The organism is Bradyrhizobium sp. in8p8 (genome assembly GCF_000426845.1).
GTDB lineage: Bacteria > Pseudomonadota > Alphaproteobacteria > Rhizobiales > Xanthobacteraceae > Bradyrhizobium > Bradyrhizobium japonicum_C.
This window is the reverse complement of record NZ_AUGD01000004.1, coordinates 59,514-78,918: the sequence shown is the minus strand read 5'-3', so window position 1 is coordinate 78,918 and position 19,405 is coordinate 59,514. Positions and strand designations below refer to the sequence as shown.

At 64.7% G+C, this 19,405-nt stretch carries 18 protein-coding genes; 8 read left to right on the top strand and 10 right to left on the bottom strand.

Translation table 11 applies throughout. From position 1 onward, the window contains the following. The first annotated feature begins 76 nt into the window (after positions 1-76). From rpmB to K408_RS0112920, 4 genes are all read left to right on the top strand, one after another. On the top strand, positions 77-388 hold the full coding sequence (gene rpmB, locus K408_RS0112935) for a 50S ribosomal protein L28 (RefSeq protein ID WP_024339242.1): 312 nt from the start codon (positions 77-79) through the stop codon (positions 386-388). A 195-nt stretch (positions 389-583) separates the two neighbouring features. Beyond that, positions 584-1,306 (top strand): DEAD/DEAH box helicase family protein, encoded by a 723-nt coding sequence (locus K408_RS0112930; RefSeq protein WP_024339243.1) that lies wholly within the window; start codon positions 584-586, stop codon positions 1,304-1,306. A gap of 1,534 nt (positions 1,307-2,840) precedes the next feature. Then, positions 2,841-4,172, top strand: coding sequence for a T6SS phospholipase effector Tle1-like catalytic domain-containing protein (locus tag K408_RS0112925; RefSeq protein ID WP_024339244.1), 1,332 nt, complete (start codon positions 2,841-2,843; stop codon positions 4,170-4,172). A gap of 171 nt (positions 4,173-4,343) precedes the next feature. Then, positions 4,344-4,595 (top strand): PilZ domain-containing protein, encoded by a 252-nt coding sequence (locus K408_RS0112920; protein ID WP_024339245.1) that lies wholly within the window; start codon positions 4,344-4,346, stop codon positions 4,593-4,595. 355 nt (positions 4,596-4,950) lie between these two features. Here the strand turns inward: K408_RS0112920 and K408_RS0112915 are convergent, their stop codons facing one another. From K408_RS0112915 to cobS, 5 genes are all read right to left on the bottom strand, one after another. Further along, on the bottom strand, positions 4,951-5,358 hold the full coding sequence (locus K408_RS0112915; protein ID WP_024339246.1) for a hypothetical protein: 408 nt from the start codon (positions 5,356-5,358) through the stop codon (positions 4,951-4,953). A gap of 260 nt (positions 5,359-5,618) precedes the next feature. Beyond that, positions 5,619-6,731: an NADH:flavin oxidoreductase/NADH oxidase gene (locus tag K408_RS0112910; protein ID WP_024339247.1), complete on the bottom strand. Its 1,113-nt coding sequence runs from the start codon at positions 6,729-6,731 to the stop codon at positions 5,619-5,621. A 153-nt stretch (positions 6,732-6,884) separates the two neighbouring features. Beyond that, positions 6,885-7,982: an esterase-like activity of phytase family protein gene (locus tag K408_RS0112905; protein ID WP_024339248.1), complete on the bottom strand. Its 1,098-nt coding sequence runs from the start codon at positions 7,980-7,982 to the stop codon at positions 6,885-6,887. Continuing rightward, a complete protein-coding gene (gene cobT / locus K408_RS0112900; RefSeq protein ID WP_024339249.1) occupies positions 7,979-9,883 on the bottom strand; it encodes a cobaltochelatase subunit CobT in 1,905 nt (634 codons plus the stop codon). The genes K408_RS0112905 and cobT overlap by 4 nt, the downstream gene beginning before the upstream one ends. 176 nt (positions 9,884-10,059) lie before the next feature. Then, on the bottom strand, positions 10,060-11,058 hold the full coding sequence (gene cobS, locus K408_RS0112895) for a cobaltochelatase subunit CobS (RefSeq protein WP_024339250.1): 999 nt from the start codon (positions 11,056-11,058) through the stop codon (positions 10,060-10,062). Between the two features lie 295 nt (positions 11,059-11,353). Between cobS and K408_RS0112890 the strand changes: the two genes are divergently transcribed. Next, entirely contained in the window at positions 11,354-12,013 is a 660-nt protein-coding gene (locus tag K408_RS0112890) for a DedA family protein (protein ID WP_024339251.1), read from the top strand. Positions 12,014-12,076: 63 nt separating this feature from the next. Here K408_RS0112890 and K408_RS0112885 read toward each other — a convergent pair whose 3' ends face one another. Then, entirely contained in the window at positions 12,077-13,297 is a 1,221-nt protein-coding gene (locus tag K408_RS0112885) for a citrate/2-methylcitrate synthase (RefSeq protein WP_024339252.1), read from the bottom strand. A gap of 84 nt (positions 13,298-13,381) precedes the next feature. On the opposite strand from K408_RS0112885, the gene K408_RS0112880 reads away from it, so the two are divergent. Continuing rightward, on the top strand, positions 13,382-14,476 hold the full coding sequence (locus tag K408_RS0112880; RefSeq protein ID WP_024339253.1) for a citrate synthase/methylcitrate synthase: 1,095 nt from the start codon (positions 13,382-13,384) through the stop codon (positions 14,474-14,476). Between the two features lie 155 nt (positions 14,477-14,631). Next, on the top strand, positions 14,632-14,868 hold the full coding sequence (locus tag K408_RS0112875; RefSeq protein ID WP_024339254.1) for a hypothetical protein: 237 nt from the start codon (positions 14,632-14,634) through the stop codon (positions 14,866-14,868). Positions 14,869-14,953: 85 nt separating this feature from the next. Here K408_RS0112875 and K408_RS0112870 read toward each other — a convergent pair whose 3' ends face one another. Then, the gene (locus K408_RS0112870; protein ID WP_024339255.1) at positions 14,954-15,586 is read right to left on the bottom strand and encodes a J domain-containing protein; all 633 of its coding nucleotides are present in this window, start codon (positions 15,584-15,586) and stop codon (positions 14,954-14,956) included. Between the two features lie 127 nt (positions 15,587-15,713). On the opposite strand from K408_RS0112870, the gene K408_RS0112865 reads away from it, so the two are divergent. Then, complete coding sequence (locus tag K408_RS0112865; RefSeq protein WP_024339256.1) at positions 15,714-15,983, top strand: BolA family protein; 270 nt, start codon at positions 15,714-15,716, stop codon at positions 15,981-15,983. Between the two features lie 164 nt (positions 15,984-16,147). Here K408_RS0112865 and K408_RS0112860 read toward each other — a convergent pair whose 3' ends face one another. From K408_RS0112860 to K408_RS0112850, 3 genes are all read right to left on the bottom strand, one after another. Next, positions 16,148-17,500, bottom strand: a complete 1,353-nt coding sequence (locus tag K408_RS0112860) for a hemolysin family protein (protein WP_024339257.1) — start codon at positions 17,498-17,500, stop codon at positions 16,148-16,150. Between the two features lie 67 nt (positions 17,501-17,567). Continuing rightward, positions 17,568-18,710, bottom strand: a complete 1,143-nt coding sequence (gene aroB, locus K408_RS0112855) for a 3-dehydroquinate synthase (protein WP_024339258.1) — start codon at positions 18,708-18,710, stop codon at positions 17,568-17,570. Further along, on the bottom strand, positions 18,707-19,330 hold the full coding sequence (locus K408_RS0112850) for a shikimate kinase (RefSeq protein ID WP_024339259.1): 624 nt from the start codon (positions 19,328-19,330) through the stop codon (positions 18,707-18,709). The genes aroB and K408_RS0112850 overlap by 4 nt, the downstream gene beginning before the upstream one ends. Positions 19,331-19,405 lie beyond the last annotated feature (75 nt).

The window sequence follows — 19,405 nt, the reverse complement described above, 5'->3', positions numbered from 1 at the left end:
GACGAAAGAATTTGCCCCCGTGGCGCCCAGAATGGCGGCCGCAGATCGTTGGGGGCTTAGATTGAGGATTTCTACCATGTCTCGCCGCTGCGAACTGACGGCCAAGGGCCCCCTCGTCGGCCACAAGGTCAGCCACTCCAACATCAAGACCAAGCGCCGCTTCCTGCCGAACCTCGTCAACGTGACGTTCCAGTCGGAAGCTCTCGGCCGCAACGTGCGCCTGCGCGTCTCCACCAATGCGGTCAAGAGCGTCGACCACAATGGCGGCCTCGACCCCTTCCTGCTCAAGGCCGACGCCGACAATTTGTCGCCGCGCGCCCTCGAGCTGAAGCGCGCCATCCAGAAGAAGGTCGGCCCGACGGCCGCGCCGGAAAAGAAGGCGAGCTGAGTTTTCAGAAATTGGGCGGGGGCTAGGTTGCGTCGCGTGGCGTAGGCTTAGCCGAGTAGAGTTTGTGTGGCGGCCGGATCGGAAGATCCGGCCGTTTTTGTCTCGGTCAGCCTCATTATACCTCCGCCTAACTTGCCCCGAATCTAATGCTCGCTATGATCGTGCAAAACGATAGTTCAACTAGGGGGCAATCGATTGGGGCTCGACATCACCGAGCTGCGGGCCATTGCGCAGCAGCGCGATAGATACCAAACACAGCTTAATCGGCTGAAGTCGCTAAGCAAGCAGACCTCATGCATTGAAGCAGCTGTTTCAAGCGCTTGCGATACTCTTAAGAGTGGCACCTCGTCATTTGTCATCTATGGAGAACCCCAGAGTGGCAAGACAGAGATGATGATCTGTCTTACGGCTAAACTCCTAGATGATGGTCATCGCGTGGTGGTCCACCTGCTGAACGACAGCGTTCAGCTACTTCAACAAAATCTGGACCGCTTCCAACGGTCGAAGCTTTCGCCCGCCGCCCGCAATTTCTCAGACGTTATAGATCCGGAATACTCCTTATCTACGGGATATCACGTCATCTTCTGCAAGAAGAATGCGAGCGACCTGACAAAGCTGAACCAGAAGTTGGAGCGCATCCGCGATAAGGTGATTATCGACGATGAAGCCGATTTCGCGACACCGAATGCGCTAATTAACAAGGGCGACGTCACCAAGATAAACGCGCTGATCAAAAAGCTTATCAGTCACGACGGTATCTACATTGGCGTGACGGCAACCCCCGCCCGGCTAGACCTTAACAACACGTTTGACAACGATAACGAGAAATGGGTCAACTTCCCACCGCATGATGCCTACACAGGCCAGGATATCTTCTTTCCTCTCCCAGCAATGCTCGCGCTGCGGGACCACGGTTAAGCTGACTCTTGGAAATGCAGTTCTTGAGTACGTGGTCTACAGCGGTCAGAAACTTGTTAAACGGCTTAATCGGAGCAAGATCGAATGCCTTATGAGGACGGCTGTGTGAGAGGTCCATCGCCAAGGATGCGCCAGCCTGTTTTGTTATGATGAGGCGGGAAAAGGCGCACCACAATGCGTCTCTGACGCGACGATCCTCAAGCCGATGGATTTCGTCGGCGACGCGCGAAAGCTACCTCTCGCGGACGGCAGTATCGATCTGGTTTTGACGTCACCGCCTTATCTCAATGCAATCGATTACATGCGCTGTAGCAAATTCTCTTTGATCTGGATGGGATATACAGTTGGCGAGCTTGGCGACATTCGTTCCGAAAGCGTAGGAACAGAATGCGGCGATCATGCCGCGCGCGAGGATGAGAATGTAAAGAGAATTATCCGTGACCTGAGGTTAACGCCAAAGCTGTCTCCTCGCCACGAGGCCATTCTTGCTCACTACATCAGCGATATGATGCAGTCCGTGCGCGAGTGCGCCCGGGTGTTGGTGCCCGAGGGCCGCGCTGCCTACGTGGTAGGAGAGAATACTATCCGAGGGACTTTCATCCCAAACGCCAAGATTGTTACGGCCGTACGGCGTAACACGAGAAGCGGAAGACCTTCTTTCAGGCCTAGGCATCAAGACAGTCCCTTTCTTACCAAGCCTAATTCAAGAGAAGGGGCTTGGGTTCGATGTAAGGTTTGACAAACCGGGCCTTGCGCTCCTTCTTCAGTTCAAACTTGGACAATCGGTAGAGAGATTTGTACGTACCGATAAACGTTTTCCAGCTCCAGCAGTTCAGAGACCGTTTTTCCGATTTTCAATAGATACTGCCGAACCTGATGGGCAATTTGAGACGCTTCTAAAGGCTGAAATGGACGGAGCCGAAGCATATTATGTGGCGCCTCGATTCGCCGATTGGCCTCAGTATGCTGACCTCTTTGAAAAGAAAGAGGTACTAAATCAGTCAATAGTGATCTCCCCGACCAGCATAAGGCAAGCACTGGTCGCAAAGAGCTCTCCAGACGGCATTCATCGGATCGTGTACGATCGATCATCCGTTCACGTTTGCTCTGAGCCATCTGAAATTGAGGAGATGCGCCTTGGATTGATAGAGAATAAAATTCGCGAACGGTTGAGCAGCGACGAACGACGCTTAGGAGACGCGGTTTGGCACGTCTATGAAGGTCTTGAGAGTCGATCGGAGATAAGGCGGCATCAGCTTCGGGAGGCAAGCGCATTCCTGAGTCATAAGGGCTCGTCGCGCACACCCGACGATCGCCGTCGCGCGCAGAGAAATGAACGACTTAACCGTCTTAAGGAGGAAGCGAGAAGCCCAGAGGATGCCGTCGGCGCTGCACTTGGACTCGAACTGTGGGCGTTAGGGATCCAATTGCTCTTAGTGAGTAACAGTGACGATTGATGACGCAGGGTAATGTTCGGCAAACACCCAATTCTCCGCTATACTCGCCCCGGTAGCATCCCTCGGAGGCGCACCTCATGGACCCTGCGCACACCACCGATCGCAAGCCCGAGCCGAAGCATCTCGTCATCTGCTGTGACGGCACCGGCAACGAGATCAGCGAGAACATCTCCAACGTCCTGAAGCTCTATCGCTGCCTGCGCAAGACGGACAGGACGCAGCCGCGGCAGTTGGTGTTCTACGATCCCGGGGTCGGCACGGTGACGGAGCCGACGACGTGGCACCGCTTCAAGGCCAACGTCAACATGGTGCTGGGGCTCGCCACCGGCTACGGGCTCGACGACAACGTGCTCTCGGCCTATTGCTTCCTGGTCCAGCATTACGCGCCCGGCGACAGGATCTACCTGTTCGGCTTCTCGCGCGGGGCCTACACGGTGCGCGTGCTGGCGGGGCTGATCCACAAGATCGGCCTGATCTCGCCGGAGCAGGCGAACCTCGCAGGCTCAGGGCTGATCGCCTACAAGCAATATTCCGGCACCGGGCACGGCAACGATGCCGCCGACGTCGAGGACGTCGCGTTCGACGAGAGCGGGCCGGTCCCTAAGGACAAGTTCGACCTCGCCGCGCAGTTCGCGCGCATCACCTCGACGCGGTGGCCGACCATCCACTTCGTCGGCGTATGGGACAGCGTGGCCAGCGTGATCGTGCCGCGCCCCGACCGCCTGTTCTTGCCGAGCCTGGAGGAGCTCGCCTTCACGCGGCGCAATCCCAGCGTCAGGACCTTCCGGCAGGCGATCGCGATCGACGAGCGCCGTCGCATGTTCCGCCTGAACACATATTGCGAGCCGCAGGAGTTCTGGAGCAACCGCTACGTGCCCGACGAGAAGAAGGTGGCGCAGGACATCCGGCAGGTGTGGTTCGCCGGCGTGCATGGCGACGTTGGCGGCGGCTATCCCGAGGCGGAGAGCGGGCAATCGAAATATCCGCTGCTGTGGATGATCGCGGAGGCCGCGAAGGCCGGGCTGAAGTTCAACCCGCGCACCGTGAACCAGCTCGCCTGGGGCGTCCAGCGCAAGAACTCGCCGTTCCACTACGTGGCGCCCGCCTTCACCGGCAAGACCGGCACGCTGCACGATTCCATGAACTGGGCCTGGCGCCTGCTGGAATATGTGCCGAAGCGCGCGACATACAGGGAATGGCCGGAGCGCAAGGTGGTGCTCGGCTTCTACATCCCCGACGCCGAGCCGCGCGTGATTCCCGATGGAGCGCATGTGCACGAGAGCGTGCTGAAGCGGATGGCGGTGGAGCCGGACTACCGGCCGGTGAACATGCCGAAGGACTACGTGACCGTGCCGATGCCGGTGGAGCCGGGGGCGGACCTGGCGGCGGGGGAGACGGCGGAGGCGTGAGGATCGCGGCACGCTGTCCCTTACCCTCCCCTGGCGGGTGGCCAGCTACCGCCGCTTTCCCGGTTCGCCGACACTTTTCATTAAAATTCTCCTCCGCGCCTTAGCCGGATCGCATCATCTCCTTGCGATCATTCGGCACGATCACCGCGAACCTGCGGACTTGGAGGAGACGTGCCACAGCATCCGCGCCGATTTACCCGCGTGAAGCCCGCAGGGCTGGTGTCGCGGCAGGCCAAGATCATCACCGACCCGCGCGCGCCGGTGATCCCCTGCACGCTGATCGACTATTCGCCCGGCGGAGCCTGCGTCGATCTCGGCGGCCAGGTGAAGATTCCCGATCGCTTCGAGCTCCTGCACGTCAACACCAAGAAGCGCTGCCGGATCGCGTGGAAGCGCGGCACGCGCGTGGGCGTGGTGTTCTAGAGCATTTTCGGTTCTGATTGAATCCGAACCGAAGCTCTGGATTGTTGTCTTGACGCGTTTTCTTTACGCAAACCGGTACCCACTTCGCTCGAAAACGCTCCAGGGGACATCGCTCTTCGAGCCTCCGAGCGCAGGTCGAGCCACGTGCTCCGCCCTGCTCCCTCCCCCCTTGTGGGGGAGGGTTGGGGAGGGGGGTGGCTCAGCAAACGGTGTTCGTCGCGTGCGAGCAGCGGCAACATGTCTCCCCGAACTCGATACAGCACGCCGGGTGGCTACCCCTCTCCCTAGCCCTCCCCCACAAGGGGGGAGGGAACGCAGTGTGCTCGCGGCGCGACCTCTCGCACCACGACCGCAGCTACTTCCGCATCCTCGCCTTTGCGCCGGCGACGATCTGCATGACCACGCCGGCGAGCCAGCCGGCGAACACCAGCCAGGTCCAGGTCATGTGCGGGTCGAGCCGGAGCACGATGACGACGACGGAGACGAAGGCGGTGAGCGTCGCAAACAGGGTGCCGGCGGCGCTCATGAACTCGGCGGCGTCGATCTGGCTGTGCGCATCGTCGAACGGCATCTGCGGCGTGTCGATGCCGAGATAGAAGCCGATGGCGCCGAGCAGCATCATCAGCAGCAGGAAGCCCTGCGTCGTCAGCATCGGTATAGCCGACCCGACATGGGCGCCGACGAACAGCCCGCAGGCGGCGCCCGCCATCGCAAGGCCGACGCGCTCGAAGATGTGAGCCGCTTTGCGGACAGGATAACGCATGGGCAGCCCCTCCATTGCCTCTGGTTTCGCGGAAGGTTAGGCCAGTTTGGCGGGCCGTGGAAGCTCGGGGGAGTTACGGAGGGGTGAAGAACACCTGAATCACCTTGTGCACGCCTGCCTGCTATTGTCATCGCGAGCCAACGGGTCGGCGCTTCGCGCGGCCCGATGACAGGCTCCGCGAAGCAATCCAGAGTCTTTCCGTGGAGGGATGCTGGATTGCTTCGCTGCGCTCGCAATGACGGGGGGCGGCAGCGCGCTGCCTACCTAGCGCCGAACGTGGTCTTGCCGAACAGCTCCTTCTGGGTCGAGGGCTGCGAGCGCCAGTATTGCGGCGGGGCTTCGACCTGGCCGCCGAGCTCGGCGGCGGCGTGCCAGGCCCAGCGCGGGTCGTAGAGCATGCCGCGGGCGAGCGCGACCATGTCCGCCTTGCCCGATGCGACGATCTCTTCGGCCTGCTTCGCTTCCGTGATCAGGCCGACGGCGATGGTGGGCAGGCCGGTCTCGCGCTTGATCGCGTCCGCGAACTGCACCTGGTAGCCGGGGCCGAGCGGGATCTTCTGCAGCGGCGAGACGCCGCCGGAGGACGCATCGATCCAGTCGACGCCGCGCGCCTTCAAGGCTTTCGCGAACGCGATGGTCTGCGCCAGGTCCCAGCCGCCCTCGACCCAGTCGGTCGACGACACCCGCATGCCGACCGGCTTGTCGGCGGGGAATGCCGCGCGGACCGCGTCGAACACTTCCAGCGGGAAGCGCATGCGGTTCTCGAGGCTGCCGCCATATTCGTCGGTGCGCCTGTTGGCGATCGGCGACAGGAATTGATGCAGGAGATAGCCGTGCGCGCCGTGCACCTCGATGGCGTCGATGCCGAGCCGCGCGGCGCGCCTGGCGGAATCGACGAAGGCCTCGCGGATGCGCTTCAGGCCCGCTTCATCGAGCGCGAGCGGGGCGGCCTCGCCCTCCTTGTGCGGCACCGCCGACGGGCCGACGGTCTGCCAGCCGCCCTCGCTCACCGGAATCAGCTGGCCGCCGTCCCACGGCCTGGCACTGCTGGCCTTGCGGCCGGCATGGGCGAGCTGCATCGCGATCGCGGTCGAGGAATATCTGCGCACCGAGTTGAGGATCGGCTTCAGCGCGGCTTCGCAGGCGTCGCTGTAGAGCCCGAGGCAGCCCGGGGTGATGCGGCCGATCGCCTCCACATGGGTCGCCTCGATGCAGAACATCGCCGCGCCCGACAGGCAGAGATTGTTGATGTGGGTGAAGTGCCAGTCATTGGCGACGCCGTCCTCGGCCGAATACTGGCACATCGGCGACACCACGAGACGGTTCTTCAGGGTCAGGCCGCGCAGCTTGATCGGGGAAAACAGGACGCTCATGCGGGGAGTTCCGGGGAAGGAGGATGATGCGGGAGAGTGTAGTGGGCGCGCGGCGGATTGCCAGCTGCGCGGCGGGAATGGGGGGTAGCCCGGGCGTGCATTTCCGCAATGGCGGTTTGAAGCAAGCCAGCGTCCCCACCGAGACAGACTGCCCTACTCCGTCAGCGTGAATTGCAGCAGCAGGGTCCGCTGCAGCATCGAGAAATTGTCGTCGGAGATCAGCGTCAGCACCGTCTCGCCTTCGCTCGTGACGTGGGCGTCGATGGCTTCCATGTTGTCGATCTCGTGACCGAGATCGGCGGCGAACAGCGCGGGACCGTCGACCAGCGCGCCCGGCGCGATCGATTTCAGCGGGATCGCGCGGATGCGGATGTTGACGCCGGTGAACCAGGAGAATTTGCGTTCGAGGATGAGCAGCTCGCCCGATGGCAGCAGCACGGCATCGCTGATGTCGTAGGTCTCCGTGCGCCGCACGCTGAACTGGCCGGGCGAGGCGCCGCCGATCAGGAAGGCGATGAGATTGCCGTCGGCATCGAGCGCGCGCTCGGAGAAGGCGATCAGGCTGCCCGCGAGCGGCAACTTCTGGTCTTTGCCTTTCGGCACGGCCACCATCGCCTCCAGCCCCTTGTTGTAGGGCAGCTTGCGCAGGGCCGGCGGGATGGCGATCGCCTCGCCGCGGGCGCGCGTGCCGCCCTTGGCGAAATCGTAACGCAGGATCTGGTTGACGCGCTCGAGCCCGACATAGACGAGATTGCCGTCGCGCGCGAGCGACTCGGTGTCGTACCAGAGCTTCTTCTCGGTGATCGGCCGGCCGTCGGGGCCCAGCACCGGCGCGGCCTCGACATCGGCAAGTCCGGTCATCTCGCGGCCGGAATAGCGGATGGCGCCGGTGAACCAGCCACCCTGGTCCGAGATGGCGAGGAAGCGCTCGCCCTTGCCGTCGAGGAAGCGGAGGCCGGACAGGCCGCCGAAGCCGCGATAGGGCGAGGTCAGCACCAGGCCGCTGCGATAGTCCAGCGAGCCGAAGCGCGTGCGCGAGCGGTCGCGCGGCTCGAAATTGGGAATGGGGCGCGCATTGACCTCGACGCTGACGGGCTCTGCGACCGCGTGCTCGACCTGAAGCGCGCGTTGAGCCGTTCTTGGCGGCGGCTCGGCCGCGGCCTGCGCCTGCGCGAGGCGGGAGACGGCGAGAGTGGAAAATCCCGCCGCGGCGTGCCCAAGGAAGCTGCGGCGGGACGAATGCGTGCTCACGAATGCAATTTGCGTCGCGGGCGACCGGGGGCTTGCGTGGGCGCCGTGTTGGTCTCGCTGAACAGCTCGGCGAGCTTCTCGGTGATGGCGCCGCCGAGCTCTTCGGCGTCCACGATCGTCACCGCGCGGCGATAATAGCGCGTCACGTCATGGCCGATGCCGATCGCGATCAGCTCGACCGGGGAGCGGGTCTCGATCTCCTCGATGATGTGGCGCAGGTGCCGCTCGAGATAATTGCCGGGATTGACCGACAGCGTGGAATCGTCGACCGGCGCGCCGTCCGAGATCATCATCAGGATCTTGCGCTGCTCGGGCCGGCCGAGCAGGCGCTTGTGCGCCCAGTCCAGCGCCTCGCCGTCGATGTTCTCCTTCAGCAGCCCCTCGCGCATCATCAGGCCGAGGTTCTTGCGCGCGCGGCGCCAGGGGGCATCGGCCGACTTGTAGATGATGTGGCGGAGATCGTTGAGGCGGCCGGGATTGGCCGGCTTGCCGGCGGCAAGCCACGCCTCGCGCGATTGCCCGCCCTTCCAGGCGCGCGTGGTGAAGCCGAGGATCTCGACCTTGACGCCGCAACGCTCCAGCGTGCGCGCGAGAATGTCGGCGCAGGTCGCGGCGACCGTGATCGGGCGGCCGCGCATCGAGCCGGAATTGTCGAGCAGCAGCGTCACCACGGTGTCGCGGAACGTCGCCTCCTTCTCGTGCATGAAGGACAGCGGGTGATAGGGATCGGTGACGACGCGCGACAGCCGCGCGGGATCGAGGATGCCCTCTTCGAGGTCGAACTCCCAGGCGCGGTTCTGCTGCGCCATCAGCTTGCGCTGCAGGCGGTTGGCGAGGCGGGCGACGATGCCCTGCAGGTGCGCGAGCTGTTTGTCGAGATAGGCGCGCAGGCGCTCCAGCTCGTCATGGTCGCAGAGGTCCTCGGCGGCGATGACCTCGTCGAACTTGGGCGCGAAGGCGTGGTATTCCGGCCCGCGCGGCTCGTTCTTGCCGTGCTGGTTCGGGCGCGTCGCCTCGCCCGGCGTCTCGTCGTCGCCGAGCTCGCCGTCGTCGAAGGTGTCGGAGGTCGAGGCCTGCGCGCTTTCCATCGCGCTCTCGCTCATCTCCTCGCTCGAGGCCTGCGCCTGGTCGGCGCTCATCTCCTGCGCGGCGTCGGAATCGGGCGAGCCCTCGGCGCCGGACTGGTCGTTGTCGCCGTCCTGGTTCTCGTCGTTCTCGTCGTTGTCCTCGCTGTCGGCGCTGCGCTCGTCGCCGAGCTCGAGCGCCGAGAGCAGGTCATGCACGGCATCGCCGAACTTGGACTGGTCCTCGAGCACGCCGTCGAGCCGGTCGAGCCGCTTGCCGATCTTGTCTTCGAGGATGGGACGCCAGAGGTCGACCATCTTCTTGGCCGCGGCCGGCGGCGCCATGCCGGTCAGGCGCTCGCGCACCAGCATCGCCAGCGCATCGGCGAGCGGCGCGTCGGCGCGGTCGGTGATCTCGTCGAACTTGCCGCGATGGAAATGGTCGTCGAGCATCGCGGTGAGGTTCTTGGCAACGCCGGCCATGCGGCGCGCGCCGATCGCCTCGACGCGGGCCTGCTCCACCGCCTCGAACACGCCGCGCGCCTGCGGATTGCCGGGCATCAGCTTGCGATGCACCTTGGGATCGTGACAGGCGATCTTGAGCGCGATGGAATCGGCATGGCCGCGCACGATCGCAGCGTCGCGCTTGGTCATCTTCCGCGCCGGCTCGGGCAGCCGCGCCTTGCCGGGCGCAAGGCCCGGGCGCTCGGCCGCGAAGGTGACGTCGAGCTCGGGCGCTTTCGCGATCGCCTTCAGGCAGGAGGCCACCGAGCGCTTGAACGGCTCGGTCGGCGCTTCCTTGGTGTTGCGGAATTTGGAGTTGGAGGTGGTGCTCATCTCGATCTCACCGTCGTCCCAGGCTCAACCCGAGCCGTCGTCCCCGCGAAGGCGGGGACCCATAACCACAGGGAGCAGTTAGTGAGGTACTGACGGCCCCGCTCTTCGCAAAACCACGGCCTGTGGTTATGGGTCCCGGATCTGCGCTGCGCTGGTCCGGGACGACATCCCACACCTCAGCTCAGCGCCACGTTCACCGCCGATTCCGGCAGCTCGGCGTTGAAGCAGCGCTGGTAGAATTCGGCGACCAGGGGACGCTCGAGCTCGTCGCACTTGTTGAGGAAGGTGACGCGGAAGGCAAAGCCGATATCACCGAAGATGTCGGCGTTTTCCGCCCAGGTGATCACCGTGCGCGGGCTCATCACCGTCGACAGGTCGCCGTTGGCGAAGGCGTTGCGGGTGAGGTCGGCCAGGCGCACCATCTTGTTGACGATGTCGCGGCCCTCCTGGGTGCGATAGTGCTTGGCCTTGGCCAGCACGATCTCCACTTCCTCGTCGTGGCTGAGATAGTTCAGCGTGGTGACGATCGACCAGCGGTCCATCTGGCCCTGGTTGATCTGCTGGGTGCCGTGATAGAGGCCCGAGGTATCGCCGAGGCCGACGGTGTTGGCGGTCGCGAACAGGCGGAACGCCGGATGCGGCTTGATCACCTTGTTCTGGTCGAGCAGCGTCAGGCGGCCGGAGACCTCCAGCACGCGCTGGATCACGAACATCACGTCCGGCCGGCCGGCGTCGTATTCGTCGAACACCAGCGCGACGTTGTGCTGCAGCGCCCAGGGCAGGATGCCGTCGCGGAATTCTGTGACCTGCTTGCCGTCGCGGACCACGATGGAGTCCTTGCCGACGAGATCGATGCGGCTGATGTGGCTGTCGAGGTTGACGCGCACGCAGGGCCAGTTCAGGCGGGCGGCGACCTGCTCGATATGGGTGGATTTGCCGGTGCCGTGATAGCCGGTCACCATGACGCGGCGGTTCTTGGCGAAGCCGGCGAGAATGGCGAGCGTGGTGGCGCGGTCGAAGCGGTAATCGGAATCGACTTCGGGCACGTGAGGATCGACTTCGGAATAGGCGGGCACTTCGAGATCGCTGTCGATCCCGAACACCTGGCGCACCGACACCTTCATGTCGGGCAGACCGGAAACTTCCTCAACTTTGGACAGGGCGGCGGTCGTCATCAATCCTCCGAGGTCCCGGGCGGTCCCGAAACCGGTTATTCGCACGTTGGCTGCGGCTGGGTGCTGGAAAGCAACCTATCAGAGACAACGAGCCGGCAGAAGCCCGGGCAACAATCAAAGTTCCGTTGTCTTTTCATTTAGATAGGTAAGGAACGCAGTTTTTGGAGGGCTGCCTTGCGAATCACGCCCAATTTCCCTGCGATTTGGGCGCAGCAGCCCGCGATGGCACTGTTGCGGCATGGGCCTGCCCATGTAGGGTCCGAACTCCAGCTCTCCAGCCGGCCGCAGAGACGACGTGACATCCTTCCTCGATCCCCTCATCGCCTTCGTCTCGGCCCATGCCTGGCTCGGCTATCTCACCCTGTTCCTGGCGGCGCTGCTCGAAGCCGTGCCGGTGGTGGGATCGGTGATCCCCGGTTCGACCATCATCCTGGCGCTGAGCGCGCTGGTCCCGGGCGGCGAGCTGCAGCTGCCATGGGTGCTGCTCGCGGCCGCAGCCGGCGCGCTGCTGGGAGACGGCTCGGCCTACTGGATCGGCCACCGGCGCCAGCGCGAGATCCTCAGCACCTGGCCGCTGACCAATTATCCCCGCGTGGTCGCCGAGAGCGAAAACTTCTTCAACCGCTTCGGCACGTGGGCCGTGTTCTTCGCCCGCTTCGTCCCGCCGATCCGCGCCTTCGTGCCCGTCACCGCCGGCGCCCTGGGCATGGCGCCCGCGAGATTCTACGCCGTGAACATCCCGGCGATCCTGGCCTGGGCCCCCGCGCATGTGCTGCCGGGCGTTCTCGCGGTCACCGCGCTGCACGATTATGCCGGGCTGCATCATCACCAGCATGTCGGCAAGCATATCTGGATGCTGACCGTGGTGGGCGTTGCGGTCACGGCGAGCGTCGGGATGTGGATCTATCGCCGTCGGCGGAACGGCGCTGCCGCCGTGGCCAAGCCGGGGGAGTAGGCTGCTGCGACGCCAAAGATGCCGTCCCTGCGAACGCGGGGACGACAGCCCGGCATCGAGCTTCTAACCAGCAGCTCCCGCCCGACGCCCCGGCGCAGGCCCCACATATCTCGCCCTCGGCCTGATCAACTTCCCGAACTGCAATTGCTCGCTGGCATGCGCGATCCAGCCGACGCTGCGCGCCATCGCGAACAGAGCGAGCTCGCTGCCGGCGGGCAGGCGCAGCGCGTGCACGAGGACGGCGAGCGCGTAGTCGATATTGACGAATTCGCCGGTGGCTTCGGCGATCCGCTCCGGCACCTCGCGGGTGAACTTTCGCGGCGCCCCGGCGCGCGACAGCGCATTGAGCAGCGATTGCGCGCGGGGGTCGCCCCGCTTGTAGACACCATGGCCGAAGCCGGCAAAGCGCTCGCCGAGCGCGACGCGCTCGCGCACCATCGGCTCGACATCGCGATCGACCAGCGCTTTCACCAGTTGCGAGGCCAGCACGCCGGCACCGCCATGCTTCGGGCCCTTGAGCGCGGCGAGCCCGGCGATGACGGAGTCGTAGAGGTTGAGGCCGGTCGAGGCGGCACAGCGTGCGGTGAAGGTCGAGGCGTTCAGCTCGTGATCGGCGAGCAGCACCAGCGCGCGGCGGATCAGGTCGGGCGCATGCTTGTTGTCGGCCACCCAGGCCCCGGCAATCTGCTGATGCAGCGGCTCGGCCGACGGCTCGGCGTTGAGCATGGTCGCAACCAGCAGGCGGACGATGCGCGCACCGACGAGCGCGCGGCCGTCGGGCGCTCGGGTGAAGGCGCGGGGATCGGCGCTCGCGGCCAGCGCGAGCACGGCGATGGCGCGGTCGATCGGCGCGGCCCGGCGCGCGGCTTGGCCGATCGCGCGCATCTCATCGGAAATCTCCGGCTGATTGTCCGGATCGAACGGATCGACGCCGGAGACGTCCCAGAGCAGCGTCGCCGTGTGCTCGAGCGTATCGCTCTCGGAAAGATCGACGCAATTGACGCCGCGGTAGATCGCACCCTCCTCGGTGATGGTCGAGATCTCGGTGTCCATCACCGGCAGGTCGGCATCGAAGCTACGCAGTCCGCGCGGCTCCGGCGACGGCACGCGGCGCTCCTTCAGCGCTCGGACGTCCTCGGCGCGGTAGCGGTTCTTCCTGGAGTCCGGCGTCGGCTCGGAGCGGATCAGGCCGCGGCTGACATAGGCGTAGAGGGTGGCCGGGGAAACCGCGAGCTCGGCGGCGGCTTCCCGGGCAGACAAGTAGAGCGCCGAAGAATTTTTCATGTTGATTTATGTAATCAAGATTGATCAATGTGTCGAGAGGCCTGACCTTTCCCCTGCGTGCAATGCAAAAGGGAGATTTGGGCCATGAACATCCACCTCACCAAAAGCCAGATCGGGCTGGACGGCGTTCCCGCCGCCGAGACCGTGCTCAGTCATGTCGACGGCGAGCGGGGCGAGCTGATCATCGCCGGCGAGCATGTCGGCCGGCTGGCAAGCCAGTCCAGCTTTGAAGGCGTCACTGCCCGGCTCTGGAACGGCGCCAGCAAGAGCAATCTCAGCGAAGCCAATGTGCGGGCAAGCCTGGGCACGGCGCGCGAGCGCGCCTTCGCACGGCTGGGCGACCTCCTGCCGGCGACGCGCGGCATGGGCATCGTCGACGGGTTTCGCGCAGGCGTCGCGGGGCTTCGTGCAGAGAACGGGCTGGCGCACGAGGCGACCATCGTCGGCGCGTTGCCGGTGATCGCGGGCGCGCTGGTTCGCCGCGCCAAGGGGCTCGAGCCGGTCGCGCCCGATCCGAATGCGAGCCATGCCGCCGATACGCTGCGGATGCTGCGCGGCTCCTCGCCGGAGCCGCGCGAGGTCGCGGCGCTCGACGCGTATCTCGTGACGGTCTGCGATCACGGCATGAATGCGTCCACCTTTACGACGCGTGTGGTGGCCTCGACTCAGGCCGACCTGTTCGCCGCCGTCACCGCCGGCTATTGCGCGCTCACCGGCCCGCTGCATGGCGGCGCGCCGGAGCCGGTGCTGGAAATGCTCGATGCGATCGGCTCAAGCGGTCGCATCCGGCCCTGGGTTGATGCAGCGCTCGCGCGCGGCGAACGGCTGATGGGCTTTGGCCATCGCGTCTATCGCGTGCGCGATCCGCGGGCCGACGTGCTCAAGGCTGCGATCGAGCGGCTCGCGGCGGACGGCGCCGACCTGCCCTTTGCCGGCGAGGTCGAGGCCTATATCCGCAGCGCACTGCGCAAGAAGAATCCGGATCGGCCGCTGGAGACCAATGTGGAGTTCTTCACCGCGATCCTGCTCGATGCGCTGGCAATTCCGAGGCAGGCGTTCACGCCGGTCTTCGCGGTCGCGCGCGCCGCAGGCTGGACCGCGCATGCGCGCGAGCAGCAGCGGACCGGGCGCCTGATCAGGCCGAGCTCGTCCTATGTGGGCGCGATGCCTGCGGACTGATCGCGAGCGACCTCCGGCCTGCCGAATCCATCACCGGGCTTTCTACGAGCATGCGACGAAGGTTTCAGCAGGCGATCCGGAACGATAACGCGCGCTGCGCATTCATGCTTGCCCCAACGAATGCCTTCTCAGGGGCAGGCAACAAAGGAACGATAATGAAGAAACTCTTCTACGCCCTCGCTGCAGGAACGCTGCTCGCTCTGTCGTCACTCGCAATGCCAGCCCATGCGCTGACGGCTCATCCGATCCCGGGCGCTGCGGTCTCGGCGGACATCGTGAACGCTCGCTATCATTACGCTCCGCGACGAGTCTGCACCGTACGCACGGTCGTCAAGCGCGGCTATCACGGGCGTCGCATCGTCAAGCGCGTCCGCGTCTGCCGGGTGAGGTGACGTTGATGGTGCCGTCCGCTTCCGGGCGGACGGCATTCATTATGAGCTTGGAAAGCATGCGTGGAAGCAAGGCGCCTGCCGCACCCTACGCCTCCCGCACCACCGTCTTCAGATAATTGTACGCCTTGATGATCTCGATCAGGCGATCTTCGGTGGAGCGGTCGCCGCCATTGGCGTCGGGGTGGTGCTGCTTGACCAGCGCCTTGTACTTCGTCTTGACGTCGGCGAGCGTGGCGCTGGGGCCGAGGCCCATGACCTGGAGCGCCTTGCGCTCGGCATTCATCACCTTGCGCGTCTCGGCCTTGGGCTGGGCTTCGGGACCCTTCCGCCAGTTGGCGCGGCCATTGATCTCCGAGAACATGCTGAACGGATCGGACGCCATGTCGATTTCGGCTTCCGCATTCTTCTTGCCGCCATTGGCGCCCATCTTCCAGGTCGGGCGGTGGCCCGTCAGCGCATCCTTCTGGTAGCGTGCGACGGCGTCGGCATTCATTCCGGAAAAGAAATTGTAGTTCTGGTTGTACTCGCGCACATGATCCAGGCAGAAATGCCAATACTCGCGCTGGTTCTCGCGCCCCTTGGGCGCCCGATGCGAGCCCTTGTTCGCGCAGCCCGCCCACTCGCAATTGACGGCGGTGTCGCGCGGCTTCACTTCCGGCTGCTTGCCGCGCGGCTTGACGCGGATGGAGTCGAAGAACTTTGATGAATCGATCGGCATGGCTGACTTTGACTACGCAATGCAAAAACCTTCAAGTCTTGACATTGCAATTCGCTGAGCACCCGGTCGCAATGACCTTGGACGTCCGGGTATTGACGGAGTGCGATCGCGCACCTTAATGGCACACATGGCTATGAAAGACACTATCAGCAACAAGTTGCAGGAAGCTTTCACGCCGGAAAGCCTGCAAGTCGTCGACGAGTCACATTTGCATGAGGGGCACGCCGGCCATCGGGCGGGCGGCGAGACGCACTTTCGCGTCTATATCGTGTCTGATGCCTTCAAAGGGAAGAGCCGGGTCGACCGACATCGCATGATAAATTCGGCGCTGGCCGCGGAACTCTCCGGCGGCGTGCATGCGCTCGCGATCCAGGCACAGGCGCCGGGGGAAGGCTGATGCTACCCTCCCGTCCCGGACGAGCTTGCACATAGTTGAAACGTTCGTCATGCAGTGGCTTGACCCGTGCCCCCCACGTTCATTCGCGCAACAGCGCAGACGTGGATGGTCGGGTCAGGCCCGGCCATGACGATGTGGAAACTCCGACGTCCAAATCTGCTGCGTCAAAACGACGTGCCGGCCCGCCTCGGCTTGGCCTCTTCCAGCTCGGTCTCGCGCGGCACCGGTGAAATACGGAGCGCGGTGATGCGGTTGCGCTCGCGGCGGAGGACACGGAAGCGGAAGCCGTGGAAGGTGAAGCTCTGGCCGCGGTCGGGGATCGATCGCGCCTCGTGAATGACGAGGCCGGCGACCGTCGTTGCCTCCTCATCGGGCAGATGCCAGTCGAGCGCGCGGTTGAGATCGCGAATCGGGACCGAGCCGTCGACCACGACAGAGCCATCGGGCTGGCGGCGCACGCCTGCGACCACGACATCGTGCTCGTCGGAGATATCGCCGACGATCTCCTCCAAGATGTCTTCGAGCGTCACGAGGCCCTCGACCTCGCCGTACTCGTCCACGACCAGCGCGAAATGCGTCTTGCGGCGGCGGAACGCCTTGAGCTGTTGGGAGATCGGCCGCATCTCCGGCACGAACCAGGGCGGCAGCATGATGGTGGTGACGTCGATGCGCGACGTGTCGCCCTCCGACGCGCGGATGGCCCGCAGCAGATCCTTGGCGTGCAGAATGCCGATGATGTTCTCCGACTTTTCGCGCCACAGCGGAATGCGTGTGTACTCGGTAGCCAGCACCTCCCGCACCAGCTCTTCCGGCGGCAGGTCGGCATTGATCATCACCATGGCGGTGCGGTGAACCATCACGTCGGACACGGTCAGCTCGCCGAGGCGGAAGACGTTGTGAATATACTCGGCCTCACCGCTCTCGATCTTGCCGTGCACGGCCGATTCCTCGACCAGGCCTTCGATTTCCGAATCCGTCAGGATCTCGTGCTGCGAAAACTCCTGGACTCCGATCAGACGCAGGATCGCGCCCGAGGCCGTGTTGAGGCACCAGCTCAGCGGATAGAACACGAGATAGGACACATGAAGCGGATACGCGATCCACTGCGACACCGGCATCGGCTCCCTGATCGCAAGCGTCTTCGGCACCTGCTCGCCGATGATGATGTGCAGCGAAGAGAAAACCAGGAAACCCGCCACGAACGAGGTGAAGTGCAGCGTGGCTTCCGACAGTCCGAGCGGGCTGAGGACCGGGCTCAGCAGCGCAGACACGGTCGGCTCGCCGATCCAGCCGAGCCCGAGGGAGGCCATGGTGATGCCGAGCTGGCAGCAGGCGAGATAGGATTCGATGTTTCCCATCATGGCCTGCAGCAGGTGCGCGCCGAAGCGGTTCTGCTCGACCATGGCCTTGACGCGGAAGCCGCGGCTCTTCACGAGTGCGAACTCCGCCGCCACGTAAAACGCGTTGGCAGCGAGCAAGAGGACCGCAAGCAGCAGATTGATCGAGATCGAACTCATGTTTGCCTCGCGACCGCCGTGACCGTCCGCCCTTCCGTGTGGGCGGCATGTCCGGACGATCCCGCCATCATTGCGACAGCTTCGATTTCAGGAAATCCCGCACCAGCGCCGGCTCGACGTCCTTCGCGATCACCGCGCGTCCCACCGCTTCGAGCAGGATGAAGGTGAGCTTGCCGCGCTTGACCTTCTTGTCCTGCGCCATCAGACCCATCAGCGCGTCGGCATCGGCGAGTCCTTCCTGCGCGAACCCCGCGATGTCCTGCAAGCGCGTCGGCAGCCCCGCCTCGATCAGATGACGCTCGACCCGCGCTGCGTCGGCTTCGCCGATCATGCCGAGCTTCGCCGAGAACTGTGCCGCCAGCGTCATGCCGATCGCGACACCCTCGCCGTGGAACAGGCGATCCGAGAAGCCGGTCGCAGCCTCCAGGGCATGACCGAAAGTGTGGCCCAGATTGAGCAGCGCGCGTTCGCCGGTCTCGCGCTCGTCGCGCGCGACGATCCCCGCCTTGGCACGGCACGAGGTCGCGATGGCGTGCTCGCGGGCCGCGCCGCCCTTGAAGATGTCGGAATGGTTCTTCTCCAGCCAGGTGAAGAAGGCCTCGTCGCCCAGCACGCCATACTTGGCGACCTCGGCGTAGCCGGCCCGGAATTGGCGCGGCGACAGCGTGTCGAGCACGGCGGTGTCGGCAATGACCAGCACCGGCTGGTGGAAGGCCCCGAGCAGGTTCTTGCCCTGCGGCGAGTTGATGCCGGTCTTGCCGCCGACGGATGAATCGACTTGCGCCAGCAGGGAGGTCGGCACCTGCACGAAATCGACGCCGCGGCGCAGGATCGCGGCCGCAAAGCCGGCGAGATCGCCGACCACTCCGCCGCCGAGCGCGATGACGAGATCGTTGCGCTCGATCTTCGCGGCGATCAGGGCCTCGCTGACCTTCTCGAGGCCGGCGTAGGTCTTGGAGATTTCGCCTTCCTCGACAACGATGCGTGAGGTCGGAATGCCGCTGGCGGCGAGCGAAGCTTCGGTCGGCTCGAGCCAGTGCTTCGCAACGGTGCGATCCGTCACGATCGCGGTGCGGACACCGGGGCGCAGGCGCGCGAGCCGTTCGCCGACCGAGGCCAGCACGCCGCGGCCGATGACGATGTCATAGGCGCGATCGCCGAGCGCGACGTCCACCTTGACCGGATCGGAATGTTTCAATGGCGCAGTCATCTTAACGCACTCGCAACGTCGGCAGGTGGTTGGGCGGCGTGTCCGCCGCAGAGGCGGGCGTGCAGCGCCTCGATGCATTCCTCGACGATCTTGTCGTGGGGCACGTCGCGCGAGGCGATGGTGAGGTCGGCATCGGCATAGACCGGCTCGCGCTCGGCGAGGAGGCGGGCCACGGTTCCTTCGGGGTCGGCGGTCTGGAGCAGCGGACGGTCGGCACGGCGGCGCACGCGGCGCATGATGACGTCGTGGTCCGCCCTCAGCCAGATCGAGATCGCTTTCGCCGCGATGCGCGTGCGCGTCTCCTCCCGCATGAACGCGCCGCCGCCGGTCGCCAGCACCACGGGTCCGCTCTCGAGCAGGCGCGCGATCACCCTCGCCTCGCCGTCGCGGAAATGCGGCTCGCCGTGGTGCTCGAAGATTTCCGGTATGGTCATGCCGGCTGCCGCCTCGATCTCGGTGTCGGCATCGACGAAGGGCAGCTTGAGGCGGGTCGCCAGGCGGCGGCCGATGGTGGATTTGCCCACCCCCATCATGCCGACGAGCACGATCGAGCGCGCACCGAGCGCCGACAGGATGTCGGCCTCGGGCGAAGCAGGAAGCGGCAACGCGGCGTCGGACATGTCTCGCTCGATCGGATCTCGCTCGATCTACCGCCAAAGGCAGCAGGCTTCGGCCACCTATACGACCCCACAAGG

Coding starts and splice junctions, on each gene's coding strand:
- rpmB (WP_024339242.1), top strand. CDS start 77: ATGTCTCGCCGCTGCGAACTGACGGCCAAGGGCCCCCTCGTCGGCCAC.
- cobS (WP_024339250.1), bottom strand. CDS start 11,058: ATGACGACCGCCGCCCTGTCCAAAGTTGAGGAAGTTTCCGGTCTGCCC.
- K408_RS0112885 (WP_024339252.1), bottom strand. CDS start 13,297: ATGAAAAATTCTTCGGCGCTCTACTTGTCTGCCCGGGAAGCCGCCGCC.
- aroB (WP_024339258.1), bottom strand. CDS start 18,710: ATGACTGCGCCATTGAAACATTCCGATCCGGTCAAGGTGGACGTCGCG.
- cobT (WP_024339249.1), bottom strand. CDS start 9,883: ATGAGCACCACCTCCAACTCCAAATTCCGCAACACCAAGGAAGCGCCG.
- K408_RS0112870 (WP_024339255.1), bottom strand. CDS start 15,586: ATGCCGATCGATTCATCAAAGTTCTTCGACTCCATCCGCGTCAAGCCG.
- K408_RS0112910 (WP_024339247.1), bottom strand. CDS start 6,731: ATGAGCGTCCTGTTTTCCCCGATCAAGCTGCGCGGCCTGACCCTGAAG.
- K408_RS0112865 (WP_024339256.1), top strand. CDS start 15,714: ATGGCTATGAAAGACACTATCAGCAACAAGTTGCAGGAAGCTTTCACG.
- K408_RS0112925 (WP_024339244.1), top strand. CDS start 2,841: ATGGACCCTGCGCACACCACCGATCGCAAGCCCGAGCCGAAGCATCTC.
- K408_RS0112915 (WP_024339246.1), bottom strand. CDS start 5,358: ATGCGTTATCCTGTCCGCAAAGCGGCTCACATCTTCGAGCGCGTCGGC.
- K408_RS0112880 (WP_024339253.1), top strand. CDS start 13,382: ATGAACATCCACCTCACCAAAAGCCAGATCGGGCTGGACGGCGTTCCC.
- K408_RS0112850 (WP_024339259.1), bottom strand. CDS start 19,330: ATGTCCGACGCCGCGTTGCCGCTTCCTGCTTCGCCCGAGGCCGACATC.
- K408_RS0112860 (WP_024339257.1), bottom strand. CDS start 17,500: ATGAGTTCGATCTCGATCAATCTGCTGCTTGCGGTCCTCTTGCTCGCT.
- K408_RS0112875 (WP_024339254.1), top strand. CDS start 14,632: ATGAAGAAACTCTTCTACGCCCTCGCTGCAGGAACGCTGCTCGCTCTG.